Source organism: Streptomyces sp. NPDC012769 (genome assembly GCF_042901205.1).
In the GTDB taxonomy this organism is placed as follows: domain Bacteria; phylum Actinomycetota; class Actinomycetes; order Streptomycetales; family Streptomycetaceae; genus Streptomyces.
Genome location: NZ_JBIBCP010000008.1, coordinates 31,492 through 50,180 on the forward strand (window position 1 = coordinate 31,492; position 18,689 = coordinate 50,180).

17 protein-coding genes are annotated in these 18,689 nt (G+C 71.8%); 7 read left to right on the plus strand and 10 right to left on the minus strand.

Annotated features, from left to right (window positions below; translation table 11 throughout):
- Window positions 1-29: 29 nt before the first annotated feature.
- From ACFY7C_RS33505 to ACFY7C_RS33515, 3 genes are all read right to left on the minus strand, one after another.
- Window positions 30-809 (minus strand): DUF6227 family protein, encoded by a 780-nt coding sequence (locus ACFY7C_RS33505; RefSeq protein WP_389658253.1) that lies wholly within the window; start codon window positions 807-809, stop codon window positions 30-32.
- A 171-nt stretch (window positions 810-980) separates the two neighbouring features.
- Window positions 981-2,051 carry a P1 family peptidase gene (locus ACFY7C_RS33510; RefSeq protein ID WP_389658256.1) on the minus strand — a complete coding sequence of 357 codons (1,071 nt, stop codon included), beginning with the start codon at window positions 2,049-2,051 and terminating at the stop codon, window positions 981-983.
- A 107-nt stretch (window positions 2,052-2,158) separates the two neighbouring features.
- On the minus strand, window positions 2,159-3,337 hold the full coding sequence (locus tag ACFY7C_RS33515) for a low temperature requirement protein A (protein WP_389658259.1): 1,179 nt from the start codon (window positions 3,335-3,337) through the stop codon (window positions 2,159-2,161).
- A gap of 260 nt (window positions 3,338-3,597) precedes the next feature.
- On the opposite strand from ACFY7C_RS33515, the gene ACFY7C_RS33520 reads away from it, so the two are divergent.
- From ACFY7C_RS33520 to ACFY7C_RS33545, 6 genes are read left to right on the plus strand one after another with little or no spacing between them, the layout of a single operon-like run.
- Complete coding sequence (locus tag ACFY7C_RS33520; RefSeq protein ID WP_389658262.1) at window positions 3,598-4,755, plus strand: MFS transporter; 1,158 nt, start codon at window positions 3,598-3,600, stop codon at window positions 4,753-4,755.
- On the plus strand, window positions 4,752-7,064 hold the full coding sequence (locus ACFY7C_RS33525; protein WP_389658264.1) for a molybdopterin oxidoreductase family protein: 2,313 nt from the start codon (window positions 4,752-4,754) through the stop codon (window positions 7,062-7,064). The genes ACFY7C_RS33520 and ACFY7C_RS33525 overlap by 4 nt, the downstream gene beginning before the upstream one ends.
- Window positions 7,065-7,072: 8 nt before the next feature.
- The gene (locus ACFY7C_RS33530; RefSeq protein WP_389658267.1) at window positions 7,073-7,672 is read left to right on the plus strand and encodes a 4Fe-4S dicluster domain-containing protein; all 600 of its coding nucleotides are present in this window, start codon (window positions 7,073-7,075) and stop codon (window positions 7,670-7,672) included.
- Window positions 7,669-8,334 (plus strand): Rieske (2Fe-2S) protein, encoded by a 666-nt coding sequence (locus tag ACFY7C_RS33535; RefSeq protein WP_389658270.1) that lies wholly within the window; start codon window positions 7,669-7,671, stop codon window positions 8,332-8,334. The genes ACFY7C_RS33530 and ACFY7C_RS33535 overlap by 4 nt, the downstream gene beginning before the upstream one ends.
- Complete coding sequence (locus ACFY7C_RS33540) at window positions 8,331-8,750, plus strand: hypothetical protein (RefSeq protein ID WP_389658273.1); 420 nt, start codon at window positions 8,331-8,333, stop codon at window positions 8,748-8,750. Before ACFY7C_RS33535 ends, ACFY7C_RS33540 begins: the two co-directional genes overlap by 4 nt.
- Before the next feature lie 42 nt (window positions 8,751-8,792).
- Complete coding sequence (locus ACFY7C_RS33545; RefSeq protein WP_389658276.1) at window positions 8,793-9,008, plus strand: hypothetical protein; 216 nt, start codon at window positions 8,793-8,795, stop codon at window positions 9,006-9,008.
- Window positions 9,009-9,027: 19 nt separating this feature from the next.
- On the opposite strand, the gene mscL is transcribed toward ACFY7C_RS33545, so the two are convergent.
- The 6 genes from mscL to ACFY7C_RS33575 all read right to left on the minus strand — a co-directional run bounded on the left by mscL (window position 9,028) and on the right by ACFY7C_RS33575 (window position 14,922).
- On the minus strand, window positions 9,028-9,543 hold the full coding sequence (gene mscL / locus ACFY7C_RS33550; RefSeq protein WP_389658279.1) for a large conductance mechanosensitive channel protein MscL: 516 nt from the start codon (window positions 9,541-9,543) through the stop codon (window positions 9,028-9,030).
- Between the two features lie 111 nt (window positions 9,544-9,654).
- Window positions 9,655-10,194: a hypothetical protein gene (locus tag ACFY7C_RS33555; protein WP_389658282.1), complete on the minus strand. Its 540-nt coding sequence runs from the start codon at window positions 10,192-10,194 to the stop codon at window positions 9,655-9,657.
- A gap of 254 nt (window positions 10,195-10,448) precedes the next feature.
- Window positions 10,449-11,321, minus strand: a complete 873-nt coding sequence (locus tag ACFY7C_RS33560) for an S-methyl-5'-thioadenosine phosphorylase (RefSeq protein WP_389658285.1) — start codon at window positions 11,319-11,321, stop codon at window positions 10,449-10,451.
- An 89-nt stretch (window positions 11,322-11,410) separates the two neighbouring features.
- Window positions 11,411-11,710, minus strand: coding sequence for an FmdB family zinc ribbon protein (locus tag ACFY7C_RS33565; RefSeq protein ID WP_389658288.1), 300 nt, complete (start codon window positions 11,708-11,710; stop codon window positions 11,411-11,413).
- Window positions 11,711-11,778: 68 nt separating this feature from the next.
- Window positions 11,779-13,059, minus strand: a complete 1,281-nt coding sequence (locus tag ACFY7C_RS33570; RefSeq protein WP_389658291.1) for an MFS transporter — start codon at window positions 13,057-13,059, stop codon at window positions 11,779-11,781.
- Window positions 13,060-13,305: 246 nt separating this feature from the next.
- Window positions 13,306-14,922, minus strand: a complete 1,617-nt coding sequence (locus ACFY7C_RS33575; protein ID WP_389658294.1) for a potassium/proton antiporter — start codon at window positions 14,920-14,922, stop codon at window positions 13,306-13,308.
- Between the two features lie 227 nt (window positions 14,923-15,149).
- Here ACFY7C_RS33575 and ACFY7C_RS33580 point away from each other — a divergent pair, with 227 nt between their 5' ends.
- Window positions 15,150-17,879 carry a penicillin acylase family protein gene (locus ACFY7C_RS33580; RefSeq protein ID WP_389658297.1) on the plus strand — a complete coding sequence of 910 codons (2,730 nt, stop codon included), beginning with the start codon at window positions 15,150-15,152 and terminating at the stop codon, window positions 17,877-17,879.
- Window positions 17,880-17,944: 65 nt separating this feature from the next.
- On the opposite strand, the gene ACFY7C_RS33585 is transcribed toward ACFY7C_RS33580, so the two are convergent.
- Window positions 17,945-18,541 carry a 5-formyltetrahydrofolate cyclo-ligase gene (locus ACFY7C_RS33585; RefSeq protein ID WP_389658789.1) on the minus strand — a complete coding sequence of 199 codons (597 nt, stop codon included), beginning with the start codon at window positions 18,539-18,541 and terminating at the stop codon, window positions 17,945-17,947.
- Window positions 18,542-18,689 lie beyond the last annotated feature (148 nt).

The following is an 18,689-nucleotide window of genomic DNA, read 5'->3' on the forward strand; positions in this document are numbered from 1 at the left end:
GCCGTCCCGCACGCCCGGTCGCGCCCGTGTCAGCGGACCCGGCCGCGGGACTCCATCGCCTCCCGCGCCGCGCGCTCGTCCTCGTACACCTCGCACATGTGGCGGCCGTCCGGCGTCGCCGTGTGCTCGACCTCCCAGAGGCTGACCTCGCTGCCGTCGAGCAGCAGGAACTGGTGCTCGTAGAGGGTGAAGCCGGCGTCCCGGCCGCCCTCCACGGGGCACTGGCGCCCGAAGGCCTGGGTGATGTGGTGCGCGAACGCGAGCCGCAGCCGCCGGGCGGTCGCCTCGCCCGGCCGGTCCGCGTTCTCCGCGCGGCGCAGCACCCGGCGGGCGTGGTCGGCGGAGTTGTCCGGCACGTACATCCGGGGCTGGGCCGGTATCGGGCGCGCGAGGAGCGCGCTCAGCAGCTCCAGGTCGTCGTCCTCGTCGGTCGGCGCGCCGTCGGCGCGCTCCACGGTCCAGCCGGGCGAGGGGCCGGTCGGCAGCCGGGAGGCGGCGAGCCGGGCCTCGGCCTCCTCCGCGTACAGCTCGTGCTGCTCCGCACCGTCCCGGCCGGAGTTGTGCACCAGCTCCCAGAGGCTGAGCGCGGTGCCGTCGGGCAGCAGATAGGTGTGGCGGTAGGTGCTGCGGTGCAGCGAGGCGCTGTGGTGCGAGGAGTGCAGCGCACTGGAGTGGGCGAGCGCCGACTCCAGGCGCTCGATCAGGGAGTCGGGCAGGTCGAAGGAGTTGAGCGCCCGGCCGAGGAGGCGCTCAAGGTGGGTCTCGGTCGTCTCGAAAGGATCGTGAGAATGATCCCGCGGATCGTTCAAGAGGGTCTCCAGGCCGTCGCCACATGTCACTTGGTGCTTGCTTAACGTAGTCCCTGGGTCTGACATCGTGTCCGGCGTTCGGGAAAACGACCGGGGGCGTACACGGAGTTCCCGCGCCCCCTTCGTTCATCCCTCAACTCCCTTTGGTATACCGGGACTCCACGGTCAGGGCTAGGAGCTCGACCCGACCTCGTACAGCTCCCGGTACGCGGGGAAGTCCCCACCTGGCCCCGAGACCCCGACGGACGGTGCGAGGACGGCCTGGACGATGGCCCGGGTGACGGTGTCCGCACCCGCCGCCAGGAGCTCGTTGAGGGCCAGCGGCCCCGGCGGCGACCCCGGCGCGGAGGGCAGTTCGCGCGCCCCCGTGGCGAGGGCGAAGACGGTGTCGCCGTCGTTCAGGAGATGCACCGGACGAATGGCGCGCGCGATGCCGTCGTGCGCCGTCCCCGCGAGCTTCTGCGCCTGCGCACGGCTCAGCGCCGCGTCCGTGGCGACCACCGCGAGCGTCGTGTTCAGGGGCGGCGGGCCGAGTTTCGCCCGCGCCTCGGCGAGCCGCCGCAGCGCCGCCTCGTGCACGGCCGGATCGGGATACGCGGGCCGACCGCCCGCGAAGTGGCCGCCGTACGGCACGCCCGTCTCCGGATCGACCGCCGAACCGACCGCGTTGACGACGACCAGCGCGCCGACCGTGATCCCGGACCCCAGGACCGTGCTCGCCGTCCCCACCCCGCCCTTGAGCCCGCCGACGACGGCCCCGGTGCCCGCGCCCACCGCGCCGGTCTCCACGCGCGCGTGCGGCCCGCTCGCGGCGGCCGCCGCCACGGCCGCCCGGCCCGTCGAGGCGTCCGGCCGGGCGGCGAAGTCGCCGCCCCTGCCCAGGTCGAAGACGCAGGCGGCCGGCACCACCGGCACCACGTGCGTCGGATCCGGCCCCACCCGCACCCCGCGTCCCCGCTCCTCCAGCCAGGCCATCACCCCGCCGGCGGCGTCGAGCCCGTACGCGCTGCCGCCGGTCAGGACCACGGCGTCGATCCGCTGCACGACGTTACGGGGGTCCAGCGCGTCCGTCTCCCGGGTGCCGGGCCCCCCGCCCCGTACGTCCACCGCGGCCACCGCCCCGCCCTCGGGGGCGAGGACCACGGTCGTACCGGAAAGCGCCCGTTCCCCCGGCACGCGCGCGTGGCCGACCATGAGGCCGGCCACGTCCGTGAGGGCGTCGTTGTGCTGTGTGGTCGTCATGCTCTGTGCCTAGCACGGATGCCGGCGTGCGTGTCGGCGCGTGTGTGTCGGCGTGTGTGTCACTCCGCATCGCGACGCGGAGGTCGATGTGGAGGTCGCCGCGAAGGTCAGCCCGCGCGTCCGGCGCGCGTGGCCGGGTTGGTGGCCGTCAGGGTCACTCCCACCGCCACGGTCGCGGCGGCCACGAGACCGGCCGCCAGGACCGCCCAGTGCCCGGCGAACGTGCACATCAGGATCGCCAGGGACGCCACCGGCAGCACCGCCTGCTGGGCGATGCCGACCTTGAAGTAGCGGGCGTGCAGCAGCCACACGCACAGCAGGAACACGGCCGTCGGGATGGTGACCGCCGACGACGCGGCGAGCGTGGAGATGTGCGCCTTGCCGACCGCCTGCTCGACCGCGATCTCGATGCCGGCGCCGATCGCCGCGGCCGACGCGAAGATCAGATAGTGGCCGTAGCCCCACAGAAAGCCCTGCCGGTTGGACACGAGCCGGTCGTGCGCGGGCACCACGAAGTAGATCCACCAGGCGGCGAAGACGATCAGCAGCCCTCCGGCGGCGATCGGCAGCACCTCCCCGAGCGCGTCGTTCTCCGTCACCCCCGACTTCACGGCCACCGTCGCCGCGGCGATCGTCTCGCCCAGCACGATGATCGTGAACAGGCCGTAGCGCTCGGCGATGTGATGCGGATGCCACTGCGTCGCGACGTCCTTCTCCGCGTGGACGGGTACGGCCATCTCGGCCAGCGCCATCACCAGGAACACCCACGGCCGCACGTCCTCCGGCACGAACAGCAGCGCCGTCCAGCCCACCTGGCAGGCCAGCACCCCGCCCGCGTACCGCCGGCACATCGCCCGCTCGCCCGCGTCGGCGGCGTGGTGCGCGGCCCGCAGCCACTGCGAGGACAGCGCGAGCCGCATGACGAGGTAGCCGATGTACACCACCAGGAAGTCGTGGTCCTCGAAGGCCCGCGACACCCCGGCGGCAAGGATCAGGACACCGGCGATCTGGACGAGGGTGACGACCCGGTAGAGCACGTCGTCGTTGTCGTACGCGGAGGCGAACCAGGTGAAGTTCATCCACGCCCACCAGATGGCCCAGAAAACCATCGCGTAGTTCAGGACCCCCGACCCGGCGTGCCCCTCGGCGACGGCGTGCACCAGCTCCGCCCCGGCCTGCGCCACGGCGACGACGAAGCAGAGGTCGAAGAACAGCTCGAGCGGCGTGGCGGCCCGGTGCGTCTCGTCACGGGACCGAGCGGTGAGGGGGAGGAAGGGTTGCGTCATGCCCCACAGGACAGCAGACCCGCCCCCGCGAACGCCGCGCGACACCACGGACCGGGCGCGTCCCGGGCGCGGGCCGGAGCCCGTACGGAGCGGGGCCCGTGCGTCCCGGGGCGCCGGTACCTACGCCCGACCCCGGAACGGGTCGCCGCCGCCCGCGAGATCCTCCAGGGCCACGGCCCGCATACCGTGTGACAGGGCCACCCTCACCCACCCGCCCGCCAAAAAGGGCAAAAGGGTGTAGATCATCCTAGGGTGGCCGCGTGATCGATCCACCGCAGGCGCCCGCCGAGCCCCCGACGGCCCCCGCCGAGCCCGCGCCCGTCCTCGCCGACAGGCCTCCGCAGACCCCGGCCCAGGTGCGCCGCCGCGCCACCCTCGCCGGGGTCGCCGTCTCCGCGCTGCTGATCGTCGCCATCGTCCTCGGCAGTCGGCTGCTGCGCGACTTCGACTCGGCCCTCCTCCCGTACGCGGTCGCGACCGTCTTCCTCGCCTTCGGCGTCGCCTACCGCTACACCGTGTGGGTCTCCGCCCCCGGCGCCCGACGCCTCTTCAAGCAGGGCCGGCGCGCCCTCTTCTCCGCCGAGAACTTCCGCCGGGCGCCCACCGCCCTGCCCCGGATGATCGCCACCTACCTCGGCTTCCAGAAGTTCCTCGGCGCCCGCTCCCACGCCCGCTGGGCCGCCCACCAGCTGATCTTCTGGGGCTGCGTCCTGGCCGCGCTGATCACCTTCCCGCTGACCTGGGGCTGGTTCACCTTCACCTCGTCCACCGGCTCGGGGCCCGGCTACGAGATGCGGATCTGGGGCTTCAAGGTCCTCGGCTTCGACTCGCTCGACGCCGTCGGCTGGCTCATGTTCCACGGCCTGGACATCGCCGCCGTCCTCGTCATCCCCGGCGCCTCCTACTTCCTGTGGCGCCGGATGAAGGACCGCGGAGCCATCACCGGCCAGCGCTTCGCCTACGACCTGGTCCCGCTCCTCGCCCTCATCGTCATCTCCGTCACGGGACTGCTGCTCACCTTCTCCTCGATCTTCCTGCACGGCGGCGGCTACGAGTTCCTGGCGATCCTGCACATGGTGTCGGTGGTCTTCACCCTCATCTACATCCCCTTCGGGAAGTTCTTCCACATCGTCCAGCGGCCCGCAGCCGTCGGCATGCAGCTGTTCAAATACACCGCGCGCCGCAGGGACGACGAGACGGCCGGAGCGGACGCGGACGCGGACACGGACGGCTCCGGCCTCCTCGCCTGCCGCCGCTGCGGCCGGCCCATCGACACCGTCCCCTACGTCGAGAACCTCCGGGGCACCATGCGCGATCTGCGGCTCGCCTTCGACGAATGGGCCGAATACTGCCCCCGCTGCAAACGCGTCCTGCGAGGCAACGCCTACCTCACCCACGTCAAGAAGGGCTTCAAGTGACGCACGCGCACGCCGGGCAGCCGCTGCCTCTCGACCCCTCCGTCGCCCCGCCCGGCACCCGCGACTTCCGCGACGCCGGCGGCATCCCCGCCGACCGCTGGCACGCCGACCAGCACGGCGAGACCCTCGTTCCCACCCACTGCTGCTTCTGCGGAGTGCAGTGCGGCATGTACCTGCGGGTCGATCACGGCGGCAAGGTCTTCGGCGTCGAACCCCGCAACCACGACATCAACCGGATGCGGCTGTGCCCCAAGGGCATCAACGCCTACCAGCAGGTCAACCACCCCGACCGGCTCACCGCCCCCCTGATGCGCCGCAACCGGGACGAGCCCTTCCGCGAGGCGAGCTGGGAGGAGGCGCTCGACTTCACCGTCTCCGAGATCCGCCGCATCCAGACCGAGTACGGCAACGACGCCTTCGGCCTGCTCGGCGGCGCCAGCCTCTTCTCCGAGAAGACCTATCTGGTCGGCAAGTTCGCCCGGGTCGCCCTGAAGACCCGGCACGTCGACTACAACGGGCGGCTGTGTATGGTCTCCGCCGCCGGAGCGAACAAGCTCGCCTTCGGCATCGACCGGGCCGGCAACCCCTTCTCCGACATCCTCCTCACCGACTGCCTCCTCATCGCCGGCTCCAACGTCGGCGAATGCTTCCCCGTGATGACCCAGTACCTGTGGGGAGCCCGGGACCGCGGCGCCACCCTGATCGTCGTCGACCCACGCGAGACCGCCATCGCCCGCACCGCCGACATCCACGTCGCCCTCAAGCCCGGCACCGACGCGGCCTTCTTCAACGCCGTCCTCCACGTCGTCATCGCCGAAGGCCTCACCGACGAGGCCTACCTCGCCGCCCACACCACCGGCTGGGAGGAGGTGAGGAAGGCCGTCGGCGACTACCCGCCCGCCCGCGCCGCCGGGATCTGCGGCGTCCCCGAGGAACAGATCGTCCAGGTCGCCCGCGTGTTCGCCGGCGCCGACAAGGCCATGGCCTGGCACGCCCGCGGCGTCGAACACCACTCCCAGGGCGTCGAGAACTGCCTGACGATCATCAACCTCTGCGTCGCCACCGGCAACATCGGCCGCCCCGGCGCCGGCTACGGCACCATCACCGGCCAGGGCAACGGTCAGGGCGGCCGCGAACACGGCCAGAAGTCCGACCTGCTGCCCGGCGGCCGTTCCATCTCCGACCCCGAACACCGACGCCAGATCTGCGCGATCTGGGGCATCGAGGAGTCCGAACTCCCACCCGCCGGCACCTCCATGATGGAGATGGTCTGGCAGATGCGACGCGGCGAGATCCGCGGACTCATCGGCATCTGCAACAACCCCTTCGTCTCCCTCCCGAACTACGCCACGGTCAAGGAGGGATACGACGCCACCGAGTTCCACGCCCAGTTCGACTTCTTCCTCTCCGAGACCGCCGCCAACGCCCATGTCGTCTTCCCCGTCACCGTCTGGGCCGAGGACGAGGGCGTCATGGCCAACGCCGAGGCCCGCGTCGTCAAGCACAACAAGGCCCAGGAACCGCCCGCCGGCGTCCGCACCGACACCTGGGTCATGTGCGAACTCGCCGGACGGCTCGGCGCCGGCGACAAGTTCGCCTTCCCCGACTCCCGCGCCGTCTTCGAGGAACTGCGCGTCGCGTCCGCCGGAACGGTCAACGACTACTACGGCATCACCTACGAACGGCTCGAGGAGACCGGCGGCATCGCCTGGCCCTGCCCCACCACCGACCACCCCGGCACCCCCCGCCTCTTCGAGGACGGCCGGACCTACCACCCCGACGGCAGGATCCACCTCCAGGTCGTCGAGTGGCACCCGCCCATGGACCCGTACACCGAGGAATACCCCCTCTCGCTCACCACCGGACGCACCGTCGCCCACTTCCTCTCCGGCAACCAGACCCGCCGCCTGGGCGCCCTCGTCGAACAGACCCCGCGACCCTGGGTCGAGGTCCATCCCTCCCACGGCTTCCGCAACGGCGACCCCGTCCGCGTCGTCACCCGCCGCGGCAGCGAGGTCTTCCCCGCCCTGGTCACCGAGGCGATCCGCCCCGACACCGTCTTCGTCCCCTACCACTGGCCCGTCCCCACCGCCGCCAACGCCCTGACCATCGACGCCCTCGACCCCCGCTCCAAGATCCCCGAATACAAGGTCTGCGCCGCCCGCATCGAGGCCGCCGCACGGATCGACGAGGTCCCCGCCCCGCCCACCGCCCCGGGCCGGCCCGCCTACCCGGAGACACAGATCTCGCGCGACGACCCGCTGCCCCCCACGTCCCCCCAGGGCCGTGGCACCTCCGAGAGGAGCTGACGCCGCACATGATGGGCCGCACGATCTTCATCGACCCGGGCCGCTGCATCGGCTGCCAGGCCTGCGTCTCCGCCTGCCGCGAATGCGACTCGCACCGCGGGAAGTCGATGATCCACCTCGACTACCCCGACGAGGGCAACTCTGTCGCCTCCCTTCCCACCGTCTGCATGCACTGCGAGGACCCCGTCGCCCCCTGCGCCGAGGTCTGCCCCGCCGACGCGATCCTGGTCACCGCCGACGGCGTGGTGCAGCAGGCCGACACCACCCGCTGCATCGGCTGCGCCAACTGCGTCAACGCCTGCCCCTTCGGCGTCCCGAAGATCGACCTCCAGGCGAAGCTGCAGATGAAGTGCAACCTCTGTTACGACCGCACCGCCTACGGCCTCGCCCCCATGTGCGCCACGGTCTGCCCGACCGGCGCCCTCTTCTACGGAACCCTCGACGAACTCCGCGCCGAACGCCCCGGCGTCCAGGTCGCCGACTCCTTCACCTTCGGCTCCACCACCGTCTCCACCGGAGTGGCGATGGTCGTCCCCGCCGACAAGGTCCGATGGCCGGTCCCCGGCGGTCTGCCCATCGTCGAAGTCAACGGAGTGGACGTCCGATGAGCCTCACCGAACAGCCCCCGGAGCACGGCACCGACCCGAACGGAACCCCCGACGCCGCCCAGGCGGCCCTCCGCGACCGGATCTCCGCCGACTCCCTGACCACCCGCCGCGACTACCTGCGGATCGTCGCCACCGTCTCCGGCGGCCTGGCCGTCGGCGGCGTCGCCGTCGCCTCCGGCATCCTGCACCGCCACGGCGACAGCGACGGGGCCCCCGAACCCAAGAGGATCGCCGACCAGATCCTCCCGGGCGACTCGGTCGCTTTCCGCTACCCCGACGAGGAGGACCGCGCCGTCGCCGTCCGCCTGGAGGACGGCACCCTCGCCGGCTACTCCGCCGTCTGCACCCACCTCGCCTGCGCCGTGCTCTGGCGCAAGGACCGCGGCAGCGAGGGCGAGCTCTACTGCCCCTGCCACGAGGGCGTCTTCGACGCCCGCACCGGCGAGGTCACCGCGGGCCCGCCGCCCCGCGCCCTGCCCAAGGTGCTCCTGGTCGAGGACGCCGACGGCAGCGTCTGGGCCGTGGGCACCACCCGCTCCGGCGAGAGCGTCCAGGAGGGACTGTGCCGGCAGCTCGCCGAGGAGCGCCCCGGTCTCGCCGACCGCCTCGGCTGCCCGGGTGCCGCCGCCCCCGGAGCCGCGGAGAGGAGCCGCAGCACATGACCGACACCCCGTTCCCCAAGGACCCGGCCGCCCCCGGCCACCGGGCCGACCCCCCGGAGGGCCTCCCGCCCCGGCCCGCCTACACCCCCGGCAGCGACCGGCCGCGCCTCAACCGCCCGGTCCAGGAGCGCTACCCGCAGATCCGTCCCACCAGCGGCTACGGTGACCCGCGGATCCGGCACACCGGCCCCGGACCGGGCGCCGGCACCGAGCAGGAGCCCGAACGCTCCTCGAAACTGACCGCCCGCCTGGCCCTCGCCCTCAGCGTGGTCGTCGGCCAGCTGTGGGGACTGACGATCGTGGTCGACGCATGGATGGCCGGCGACACCGGCACCGCCTGGTGGTGCGCGGGCTTCCTCGTCCTGTCGTTCCTCGTGGTCCTCGGCCTGTGGCTGCTCGACCCGAAGGACCGCTGATCAGGGGGGTACGGGGCGGTGATCCGGGCGTACCCTGAAGACATGAGCACCGCCCCCGCCCACGGTCCGCGAACAGCGAAGCAGTCCGACTCTGTACCCCAGTCGCAACCCAGGCCGGCACTGATCTTCGACGATCCACTGGACCAGCAGTCCGCGGACGACACGGACCGCGGGTGGGGCGAGCGGCCTCCCTCCGGCGGTGACAGCGCCGCCGACCTCGCGCGCTTCCTCGACGAGAAGCCGCCGCACCACCTCTGACGCCGACGCGAGCCGCCGGTCAGGAGGTGGAGTGCGTCCCCGTGCCCCCGCCGGCCGGGCTGTGCACGCCCGTGTTGTTGACCGACGGACCGCGCTGGGCGACCAGGTGGTCGCGGATCTCCTTGAGGACCTCCAGCTCGCTGACCTCGACGGTCTCCTGGGCGCCTTCCTTCGCCTTCTCCTGCGCGGCGCGCTTGGCGAGGATCCTGGCCATCGGCAGGACCATCAGGAAGTAGACGACGGCCGCCGTGATCAGGAAGCTGAGGACGGCGCTGAGCACCAGGCCCCACTGGATCTGGATTCCCTGCATCTCGCCGTTCACGACTCGGCAGGGGGCCTTCAGGCAGGACGCGTAGCCCTCCAGCGCCTTCGTGCCGAAGGCGCCCACGACGGGGTTGATGATCCCCTTGACCACCGAGTTCACGATGTTGGTGAACGCCGCACCGATGACGACCGCCACCGCCAGGTCGATCACGTTCCCGCGCATCAGGAAGGCTTTGAAGCCCTCCAGCAGACTTTCCTTCTTCTCGGCCACCAAGGTGCCTTTCGTCGCGTGTGCAGTGTGCGGAGCCATTACGCCGCGCGCGGCGCAGGGGCGTCCAATCCGTACACACGGGACGGTTACTTGACAGCCCGTCAGTGCGAATCAGCACAGCGTCACCGCCAGTTGGGACGTCAGGCCCGCACCGGCGAGGGCCGTCGCCGTCGATCGCGGAACGGACAGGACGAGCAGGGCTCCACCGTCCGGTCGAGTCTCGCCCGCCCGCGGAACTTCGGCCACTCGGGCGCCCGAGGCCACCACGCGGGCCTCGTCGCCCGCGCCGGCCGAGGTCAGGGGCGCGGCGATCACGTCCACGCGGTCGCCGGGCCTCAGGAGCCGGACGGTCGCCGCGTCGGCGATCCGCACCGGCGCGGACACCAGCGGCGGGGCGGCGGCCGCCCGGTGCGGCTCGCGCGCCGGCGGCGGAGGCGGCTGCGGGACCGGGTCGTCGGCGCCGGCGACGCCGGTCGCCGCGAGCGCGGCGGCCGTCATCGCCAGCACCGCGGCGGGCGCCCGCCGGCGGCGGCGCAGCGCCCGGCGCAGCCGTAGCCTTCCGCCGCGCACGCGCAGCGGGTCGAAGTGCGGCACCCCGCACGGCGCGGGCACGGACGTGCGGGTGTGGGGAAGGCAGGAGTGGGTGGTCATCAGCGCAACCGCCTGTCGTGAGCACGGGTCGTCCGCCGGACCGTCCGACGAACCGCACTCACCGTGCCGCACCCGCCGGGATCCCGCTCGGACCTGTGGATTACCAGCCGGTTGTGGACAACTTCCTCACCCGGGCGAGCGATTGCCGCCGCGGGGCGGGGTCGGCGACGCTTGAGCCGGTCCGGTCCTCGCCGGCGGCCCGACCCCCGGCCGCCGGGGACCGGGCGCTCCGAGCGGTCGCCGACCCCGGCCGCTCAGGGCAGTTCGATCCCCAGGTCCCACCCGTCGTGGGCCCGTGTGCACAGGCAGTCCCGGTCGATCGTCGCGGGGAGCGCGTTCACCGCGTCGAAGAGCACGTCGCGCAGTCGGCCGACGTTCTCGCCGAACACCCGCAGGACCTCCGTGTGCGAGACACCGTCCCCGGTCTCCGCGCCCGCGTCCAGATCCGTCACCAGTGCGAGGGAGGTGTAGCAGAGTTCCAGTTCCCGGGCGAGGACGGCCTCGGGGTGGCCGGTCATGCCGACCACCGACCATCCCATGGCCGCGTGCATGCGCGACTCGGCGCGCGTGGAGAAGCGGGGGCCCTCGACGACGACCAGCGTGCCGCCGTCGACCGGCTCCCAGCCCCGCCCCCGGGCGGCCTTCAGGGCCACCCGGCGCCCCTCCGGGCAGTAGGGGTCGGCGAAGGTCACATGGACCACGTTCGGGACGGCGCCGCCCCACGCCTCCGGAAGCGGTTCTCCGTCGAAGTAGGTCTGCGCGCGGGCCTTCGTCCGGTCGACCAGCTGGTCGGGCACGACGAGGGTGCCGGGACCGTACTCCTCGCGCAGACCGCCCACCGCGCACGGCCCGAGGACCTGGCGCACGCCGACCGAGCGCAGGGCCCAGAGATTGGCGCGGTAGTTGATCCGGTGCGGCGGCACATGGTGGCCGCGGCCGTGCCGGGGAAGGAAGGCCACCCGCCGGCCGGCGACCTCGCCGAGGAAGAGGGAGTCACTGGGGCGGCCGTACGGGGTGTCGACCGACACCTCGGTCACATCGTCCAGGAAGGAGTAGAAGCCCGAACCGCCGATCACGCCTATGTCCGCGTAGGAGTCCGTCGTCCGGTCAGTCGTGTGGGTCGCCATGACCGTCACCCTAGGGGGTGTCTTGCCGCTGGGTGCAACGCCACATGCCCCGCCGACGGATCGGCGGGGCATGCGAGAAGAGATATGGATCAGGCGGCCGAGGTGGAGCTCGACGACGTGGAGGACGCCGAAGAGGAGGTCGACGACGAAGAGGTCGACGACGAAGACGTCGAGGCGGGCTTCGACGTGGCAGGCGAGCTGCTCGACGAGGAGCCGCGGCTGTCGTTCCGGTAGAAGCCGGAGCCCTTGAACACGATGCCGACCGCGGAGAACACCTTCTTGAGGCGTCCCTCGCAGCTCGGGCACTCGGTCAGAGCGTCATCCGTGAACTTCTGCACCGCCTCGAGGCCCTCGCCGCACTCGGTGCACTGGTACTGGTAGGTCGGCACTTGTCTTCCTCCTGGCACTCACACTCATCGAGTGCTAACGACGATCCATAGTGACGTATTCCGCGGGTTCAGTCCACCGCCACGGGAACTCGGTGACCGATACCACGTGCCGCGACCCGGCTCGCGGTGTGGGGCCGCAGGCGAGAACGGAGGGCGAGCAGGGTGACGAGGGCGAGCACGGTGCCCGCCATCGGCACCAGGAATCCGGTGCTGGCGCCGTGGGCGTCGGCCAGCCGGCCGGCGACCGTGACGGCTCCGGCCTGGCCGAGGGCCACGGCACCGGTCAGCCAGGTGAAGGCCTCGGTGCGGGCGGAGGCCGGGACCAGGGTCTCGACGATCGTGTAGCCGGTGATCAGGGCCGGGGCGATGCACAGACCCACGACCAGACCGAGTGCGCCGAGCAGCAGGGCCGAGTGCACGGACCACAGGAGGGAGGCGGCGACGGTCAGACCGGCGTAGCCGAGGATCAGGCGGCGGCGCGGGCCGATCTTCCAGGCGATGGCGCCCATGGCGATGCCGGCGAGCATGTTGCCGGCCGCGAAGACGCCGTAGAGCAGGCCGTTGGCGCTCGGGTTGCCGATCTCCTCGGAGAAGGCGGTCAGCGAGACCTGCATGCCGCCGAAGACCGAGCCGATGCCGAGGAAGGCGATCGCGAGGACCCGGACGCCCGGAATGGACAGGGCGGAGCGGTGCGGTTCGGCGCCGGGACGGCCGGCCTCGGCGCTCAGGCCGTGGGCGGGCTGGGTGCTGCGCTGGGCGGCGAAGAACAGGCCGCCGACCAGGGTCAGCGCGGCCTCGGCGATCAGACCGGCCGCCGGGTGCACGCCGGTACACAGGGCGGTCGCGAGGACCGGGCCGACGACGAAGGTGAACTCGTCCGTCACCGACTCGAAGGCGGCGGCGGTCGGCATCAGGGGCGTGCCGTCCAGCTTCGCGGCCCAGCGGGCCCGGACCATGGGGCCGACCTGCGGCACGGAGGCGCCGGAGGGGACGGCCGCGAGGAACAGGGCCCACAGCGGGGCGCCGGCCAGGGCCAGCGCGACGAGAAGGGAGACGGACGCGGTGTGGATGAGCACGCCGGGCACGAGAACGGCCCGCTGGCCGAAGCGGTCGGCGAGCTTGCCGCTCTGCGGGGCGAACAGCGCCATGGAGACGCCGGTCACGGCGGCGACGGCGCCGGCGCTGCCGTAGGAGCCGGTGGTGTGCTGGACGAGCAGGACGATGCCGATGGTCAGCATCGCGAACGGCTGCCGGGCGGCGAAGCCCGGGAGGAGGAACGAGAGTGCACCGGGGGTACGGAGCAGTTGTCCGTATCCGGGCCGCTTCTCGGAGACGACCGTGGACGCCACGGTCCATGCCTTTCTGCCGCCTGGTAGCGGACCCGGGCACGGTGGTGCCGGCGTCGCCGAGAGCTGTCCTCTTGCGCGGAACTGCGGTAGATACCGGGCTCCACTGCGGAGGGCGCCTCGGCCGCCATACGGTCGCGCCAGCTCTGCGTCAGGCAGAGTTGGTTCGATCAGGTGTGCCTTCATGGTACAGGGAAGGGCGTCTTCCCGCCTGGGAAAACGCCCTCGCACCCGAATTAATGCCTCGGATTAACCGGATGTTCGCCGGGACCGGCCCCGGAACGGGTGCCGGAGGAGGCTCTGGGAGCGGTCCGGGGCGCCCGCGGCGGTGGCGCCGCCGGTGCCGAGCCAGCCGGCCAGCTTGCCGCCCTGGCCGACGGCCCGCAGCCGGCGTTCGGCGGCGTCCCTGACCGGGTCGGTGGCGACGACGAGCAGTTCGTCGCCGCGCCGCAGCACGGTGGCGGGGCCCGGGACGAAGCTCTTCTCGTCCCGGACGACCAGGGTGACGGCGGCGCCGGCGGGCAGCCGGAGCTCGGCGACCTCGACGCCGTGCATCTTGGAGCCCTCCGGGATCGCCACGGAGAGCAGGTGGCCGCGCAGCCGCTCCAGGGGCGCGGACTCGACGCCCAGGTCGGCGGCCTCGGCCTGGTCGCCGAGCCGGAGGGCCTTGGCGAGCCAGGGCAGCGTCGGGCCCTGGATCAGGGTGTAGACGACGACAAGCACGAAGACGATGTTGAAGATCCGCTCGCTGCCCTCGATCCCGGACACCATCGGGATGGTGGCGAGGATGATGGGGACCGCTCCGCGCAGGCCGGCCCAGGACATCAGGGCCTGTTCCTGCCAGGGGATGCGGAAGGGAAGGAGGCTGACGAACACCTCCATGGGGCGGGCGACCATGGTGAGGACGAGGCCGATGACGATGGCCGGCCAGAAGTCCTCGACGAGCTTGTGGGGGGTGACGAGCAGGCCGAGCAGGACGAACATGCCGATCTGCGCGATCCAGCCGAGTCCCTCGGCGAAGCCGCGGTTGGCGGGGGAGTGCGGCAGCTTGGCGTTGCCGAGCACCATCGAGGCCAGGTAGACGGCGAGGAAGCCCGAGCCGTGGGCCATGGCCCCGGCGGCGTAGGCGACGACGGCGATGGCCATGACGGCGATGGGGTAGAGGCCGGAGGCGGGCAGGGCGACGTGGCGCAGCCCGTAGGCGCCGGCGAAGCCGACGGCGAGGCCGACGGCGGCGCCGATGGCGAGTTCCAGGGCGATCTCGCCGACCAGCACGTACCAGGCGTCGACATGGCCGACGGTGGAGAAGGCGACGACGAGGATGACGACGGGCGCGTCGTTGAAGCCGGACTCGGCCTCCAGCACGCCGGTGACGCGGGAGGGCAGCGGCACCTTGCGCAGCACGGAGAAGACGGCGGCGGCGTCGGTCGAGGAGACGACGGCGCCGATGATGAGTGCCTGCTGCCACTCCAGGCCGACGAGATAGTGCGCTGCCGCCGCCGTGACGCCCACGCTCACCGCGACGCCGACGGTCGACAACACGGCCGCCGCGGGCAACGCGGGTTTGATCTCCTTCCACTTGGTGCCCAGGCCACCCTCGGCCAGGATCACCACAAGTGCGGCATAGCCGATCACCTGGGTCAGTTCGGCGTTGTCGAAGGCGACGTTGCCGATGCCGTCCTGCCCTATGGCGACCCCGATACCCAGGTAGAGCAGCAGGCTGGGAAGCCCGCTCCGGGACGAGATCCGCACCGCCGCGACAGCGATGAGCAGCACGAGGGAGCAGATGAGCAGGAGTTCGTTGAGCTGGTGGACAGTCAGTGGCCGTTCCTTCCCCTCGCACGGTGACGGCACATGCGTCGGCACATGGTGTCGGCATATGACGTGAATCGGTGGCCGGATCGTTCCTCCAGTCCCGACACTTCGTTACCTTACCTAATCTTTAACGCTTTCTTGACGCCTCCTTGGTGTCACATCGCACACCAGTGCGTATAAGTACGGTCCTCTTCCTGACACCGCGTCCGGGCCTTCGGGACGCTGCGCCTAAGGTTGCTCCCGTACTCCAGGACCACCCTGCCCCTCGAAGGACAGCGATGCCCTCCAACACGACCGCGCCCCCCGCCAAGAAGAAGGGGCGGCGTGCCCGCCTGATCGTCCTCGTCCTGGTCCTCGCTCTGGTCGCGGGCGTCGGATGCGGGGCGTACTGGGGCGTCAGCACCGTCCGGGGTTCGTTCCCGCAGACCACGGGGACCATCCGGCTCGACGCGCTCTCCGCCCCGGTCGAGGTCAAGCGCGACGCCCAGGGCGTCCCGCAGATCTACGCCGACACCGAGGCCGACCTCTTCCGCGCACAGGGCTACGTCCAGGCGCAGGACCGCTTCTACGAGATGGACGTCCGCCGCCACATGACGGCCGGCCGCCTCTCCGAGATGTTCGGCAAGAGCCAGGTCGACACCGACGCCTTCCTGCGCACGCTGGGCTGGCGCCACGTCGCGCAGCAGGAGTACGACAAGGTCCTGTCGGCGGAGACCAAGAAGAATCTCCAGGCCTACGCCGAGGGCGTCAACGCCTATCTCAAGGACCGGGACCCGTCCGACATCTCCGTCGAGTACGCGGCCCTGGCCTTCAGCAACGACTACACCATCGAGCCGTGGACCCCCGTCGACTCGGTGGCCTGGCTCAAGGCCATGGCCTGGGACCTGCGCGGCAACATGCAGGACGAGATCGACCGCTCGCTCATGACCAGCCGGCTCAGCCCCGCCCAGATCAAGGACCTCTACCCCGGCTACCCGTACGAACTGCACCAGCCGATCGTCGACAAGGGCGCCGTCGACAAGGCCACCGGCACGTTCGACCCCAAGGCCGACGCGAAGGACAGCGGCGACTCCGCCACCGGAGGCGGCGACGCCGCCCAGGGCATCCAGTCCCAGCTCGCCGCCCTCTCCGACACCCTCGACGAGATCCCGGCCCTCCTCGGCCCCAACGGCAACGGCATCGGCTCGAACTCCTGGGTCGTCTCCGGGAAGTACACGACCTCCGGCAAGCCGCTGCTCGCCAACGACCCCCACCTCGCCCCGATGCTGCCGTCCCTCTGGTACCAGATGGGCCTGCACTGCCGCTCCGTCTCGGCCACCTGCCGCTACGACGTCGCCGGCTACACCTTCGCCGGCACGCCCGGCGTGATCATCGGCCACAACGACTCCATCGCCTGGGGCCTCACCAACCTCGGCGCCGACGTCACCGACCTCTACCTGGAGAAGATCGGCACCCAGGGCTACGTCGTCGACGGCAAGGTCAAGCCGTTCACGACCCGCGACGAGACCATCAAGGTCGCCGGCGGCCCCAACCGCCCCATCACCATCCGCTCCACCGAGCACGGACCGCTGCTCTCCGACCGCTCCACCGAACTGGAGAAGGTCGGCCAGAAGGCCCCCGTCGGCAACGCCGCCCCCGACCGCGGCAACGGCTACGGCGTCTCCCTGCGCTGGACCGCCCTGCAGCCCGGCAAGTCCATGGACGCCGTCTTCGCCCTCAACCGCGCCAAGGACTTCAAGAGCTTCCGGGCCGCGGCCAAGGACTTCGAGGTCCCCTCGCAGAACCTGATCTACGCCGACACCGAGGGCCACATCGGCTACCAGGCACCCGGCAAGATCCCGGTCCGCAGCAAGGCCAAGGGCTACGACGGCACCCTGCCCGCGCCGGGCTGGGACTCCTCGTACGACTGGAAGGGCTACATCCCCTTCGACGAGCTGCCCTACGAGTACGACCCCGAGCGCGGCTACATCGTCACCGCCAACCAGGCCGTCATCGACGAGAAGAAGTACCCCTACCTGCTCACCCGTGACTGGGGCTACGGTTCGCGCAGCCAGCGGATCAACGACCTCATCGAGTCGAAGACCAAGGACGGCGGCAAGATCTCGCCGGACGACATGCGGACCATGCAGATGGACAACCGCAGCGAGATCGCGACCCTCCTCAACCCCCTCCTGCTGAAGATCGACATCGCCGACCCGCAGGTCCGCGAGGCACAGAAGCTCCTGGAGGGCTGGGACTACACCCAGGAGCCCGACTCGGCCGCCGCCGCGTACTTCAACGCCGTCTGGCGCAACGTCCTCAAGCTCGCCTTCGGCGACAAGCTGCCCAAGGAACTGCGCGTCGACGGCGAGTGCATCACCGTCCGTGTCGTCGACACCACCGCCCCCGTCGACGAGCAGAACAAGCCGGTCCGCGAGTGCGGCGAGCGCGACCCCGACTCGGCGCAGCCGGACGGCGGCGACCGCTGGTACGAGGTGGTCCGCCCGCTCCTCAAGCAGGAGAAGAACGCGTGGTGGAAGACGCCGGGCGACCGGCTGAACGCCCCCACCGAGACCCGTGACCAGCTGCTCGCGCAGGCCATGAAGGACGCCCGCTGGGAGCTGACCGCCAAGCTCGGCAAGGACGTCTCCACCTGGAGCTGGGGCCGTCTGCACCAGCTGACCCTCAAGAACCAGACCCTCGGCACCGCCGGCCCCGGCCTCGTCCAGTCGCTGCTCAACCGTGGCCCGTGGAACCTGGGCGGCGGCGAGGCGGCGGTCGACGCGACCGGCTGGAACGCGGCCGGCGGATACGAGGTGATCTGGGTGCCGTCGATGCGGATGGTCGTCAACGTCGGCGACTGGGACCGGTCCCGCTGGATCAACCTCAGCGGCGCCTCCGGCCACGCCTTCCACAGCCACTACACCGACCAGACCGACCTGTGGGCGAAGGGCGAGCTGCTCGACTGGGCCTACGGGAAGGCGGCCGTCGAGGCCACCACCCGCGACACCCTCACGCTCCAGCCGTAAGGGCCCCTCGGTACCGGCCCCCGCCAGGGCCGGCGCCGCCGGGACCGGCCCGGCCCGGGCCGGCCTCAGCGCTCGAAGCGCCGGACCCCCTCCGGGGTCACCACCGCGTGCACGGGGTGGTCGTGCGGTTCCTCCGGGACCCGCGCGACCACCTCGTTCGCGTACAGCAGCACCACCAGCGCCGGATCGGCGCCCGCCCGGGAGAGCCGGGCCAGGACCCGGTCGTACGAGCCGCCGCCCCGCCCGAGCCGCATCCCGCGCCCGTCGACCGCGAGACCCGGCAGCAGCACCGCGTCCGCCCCGACGACCGCCTCCGGACCGAGCCGCGTCCCGACCGGTTCGAGCAGCCCGCGGCCCGCCTTCGCGAGGGCCCCGGCCCCCTCGTACGCCGCCCAGTCGAGGTCGTTGTCAGGCAGGAGCACCGGCAGCAGGACCCGTACGCCCCGCGCGCGCAGCGCGTCGAGCAGGGCGCGCGTGCCCGGCTCGCGCCCCACCGAGACGTACGCCGCCACCGTCCCGGCGTCCGCCAGCTCGGCCAGCTCCAGGGCGTGCTCCGCCAGCAGCCCGGCGGCCCGCTCGGTCTCCTCGCCCGTCAGCCCCGCACGGGCGGTCAGCAGAGCGCGGCGCAGGAGAGCCTTCTCGGACGACTCGGCGGCCTCCATCGACGATCCGACTGCCTTCTCGAGCGAGGCGAGCGAGCCGGGCGATGCGGGCGATGCGGGCGATGCGAGCGAGGCGGACGACGCGGGGGATTCGAGGGCCGTCTCGGACGAGTCCCCACGTTCTTCGGCGGCAGTCACAGCGGTTCGG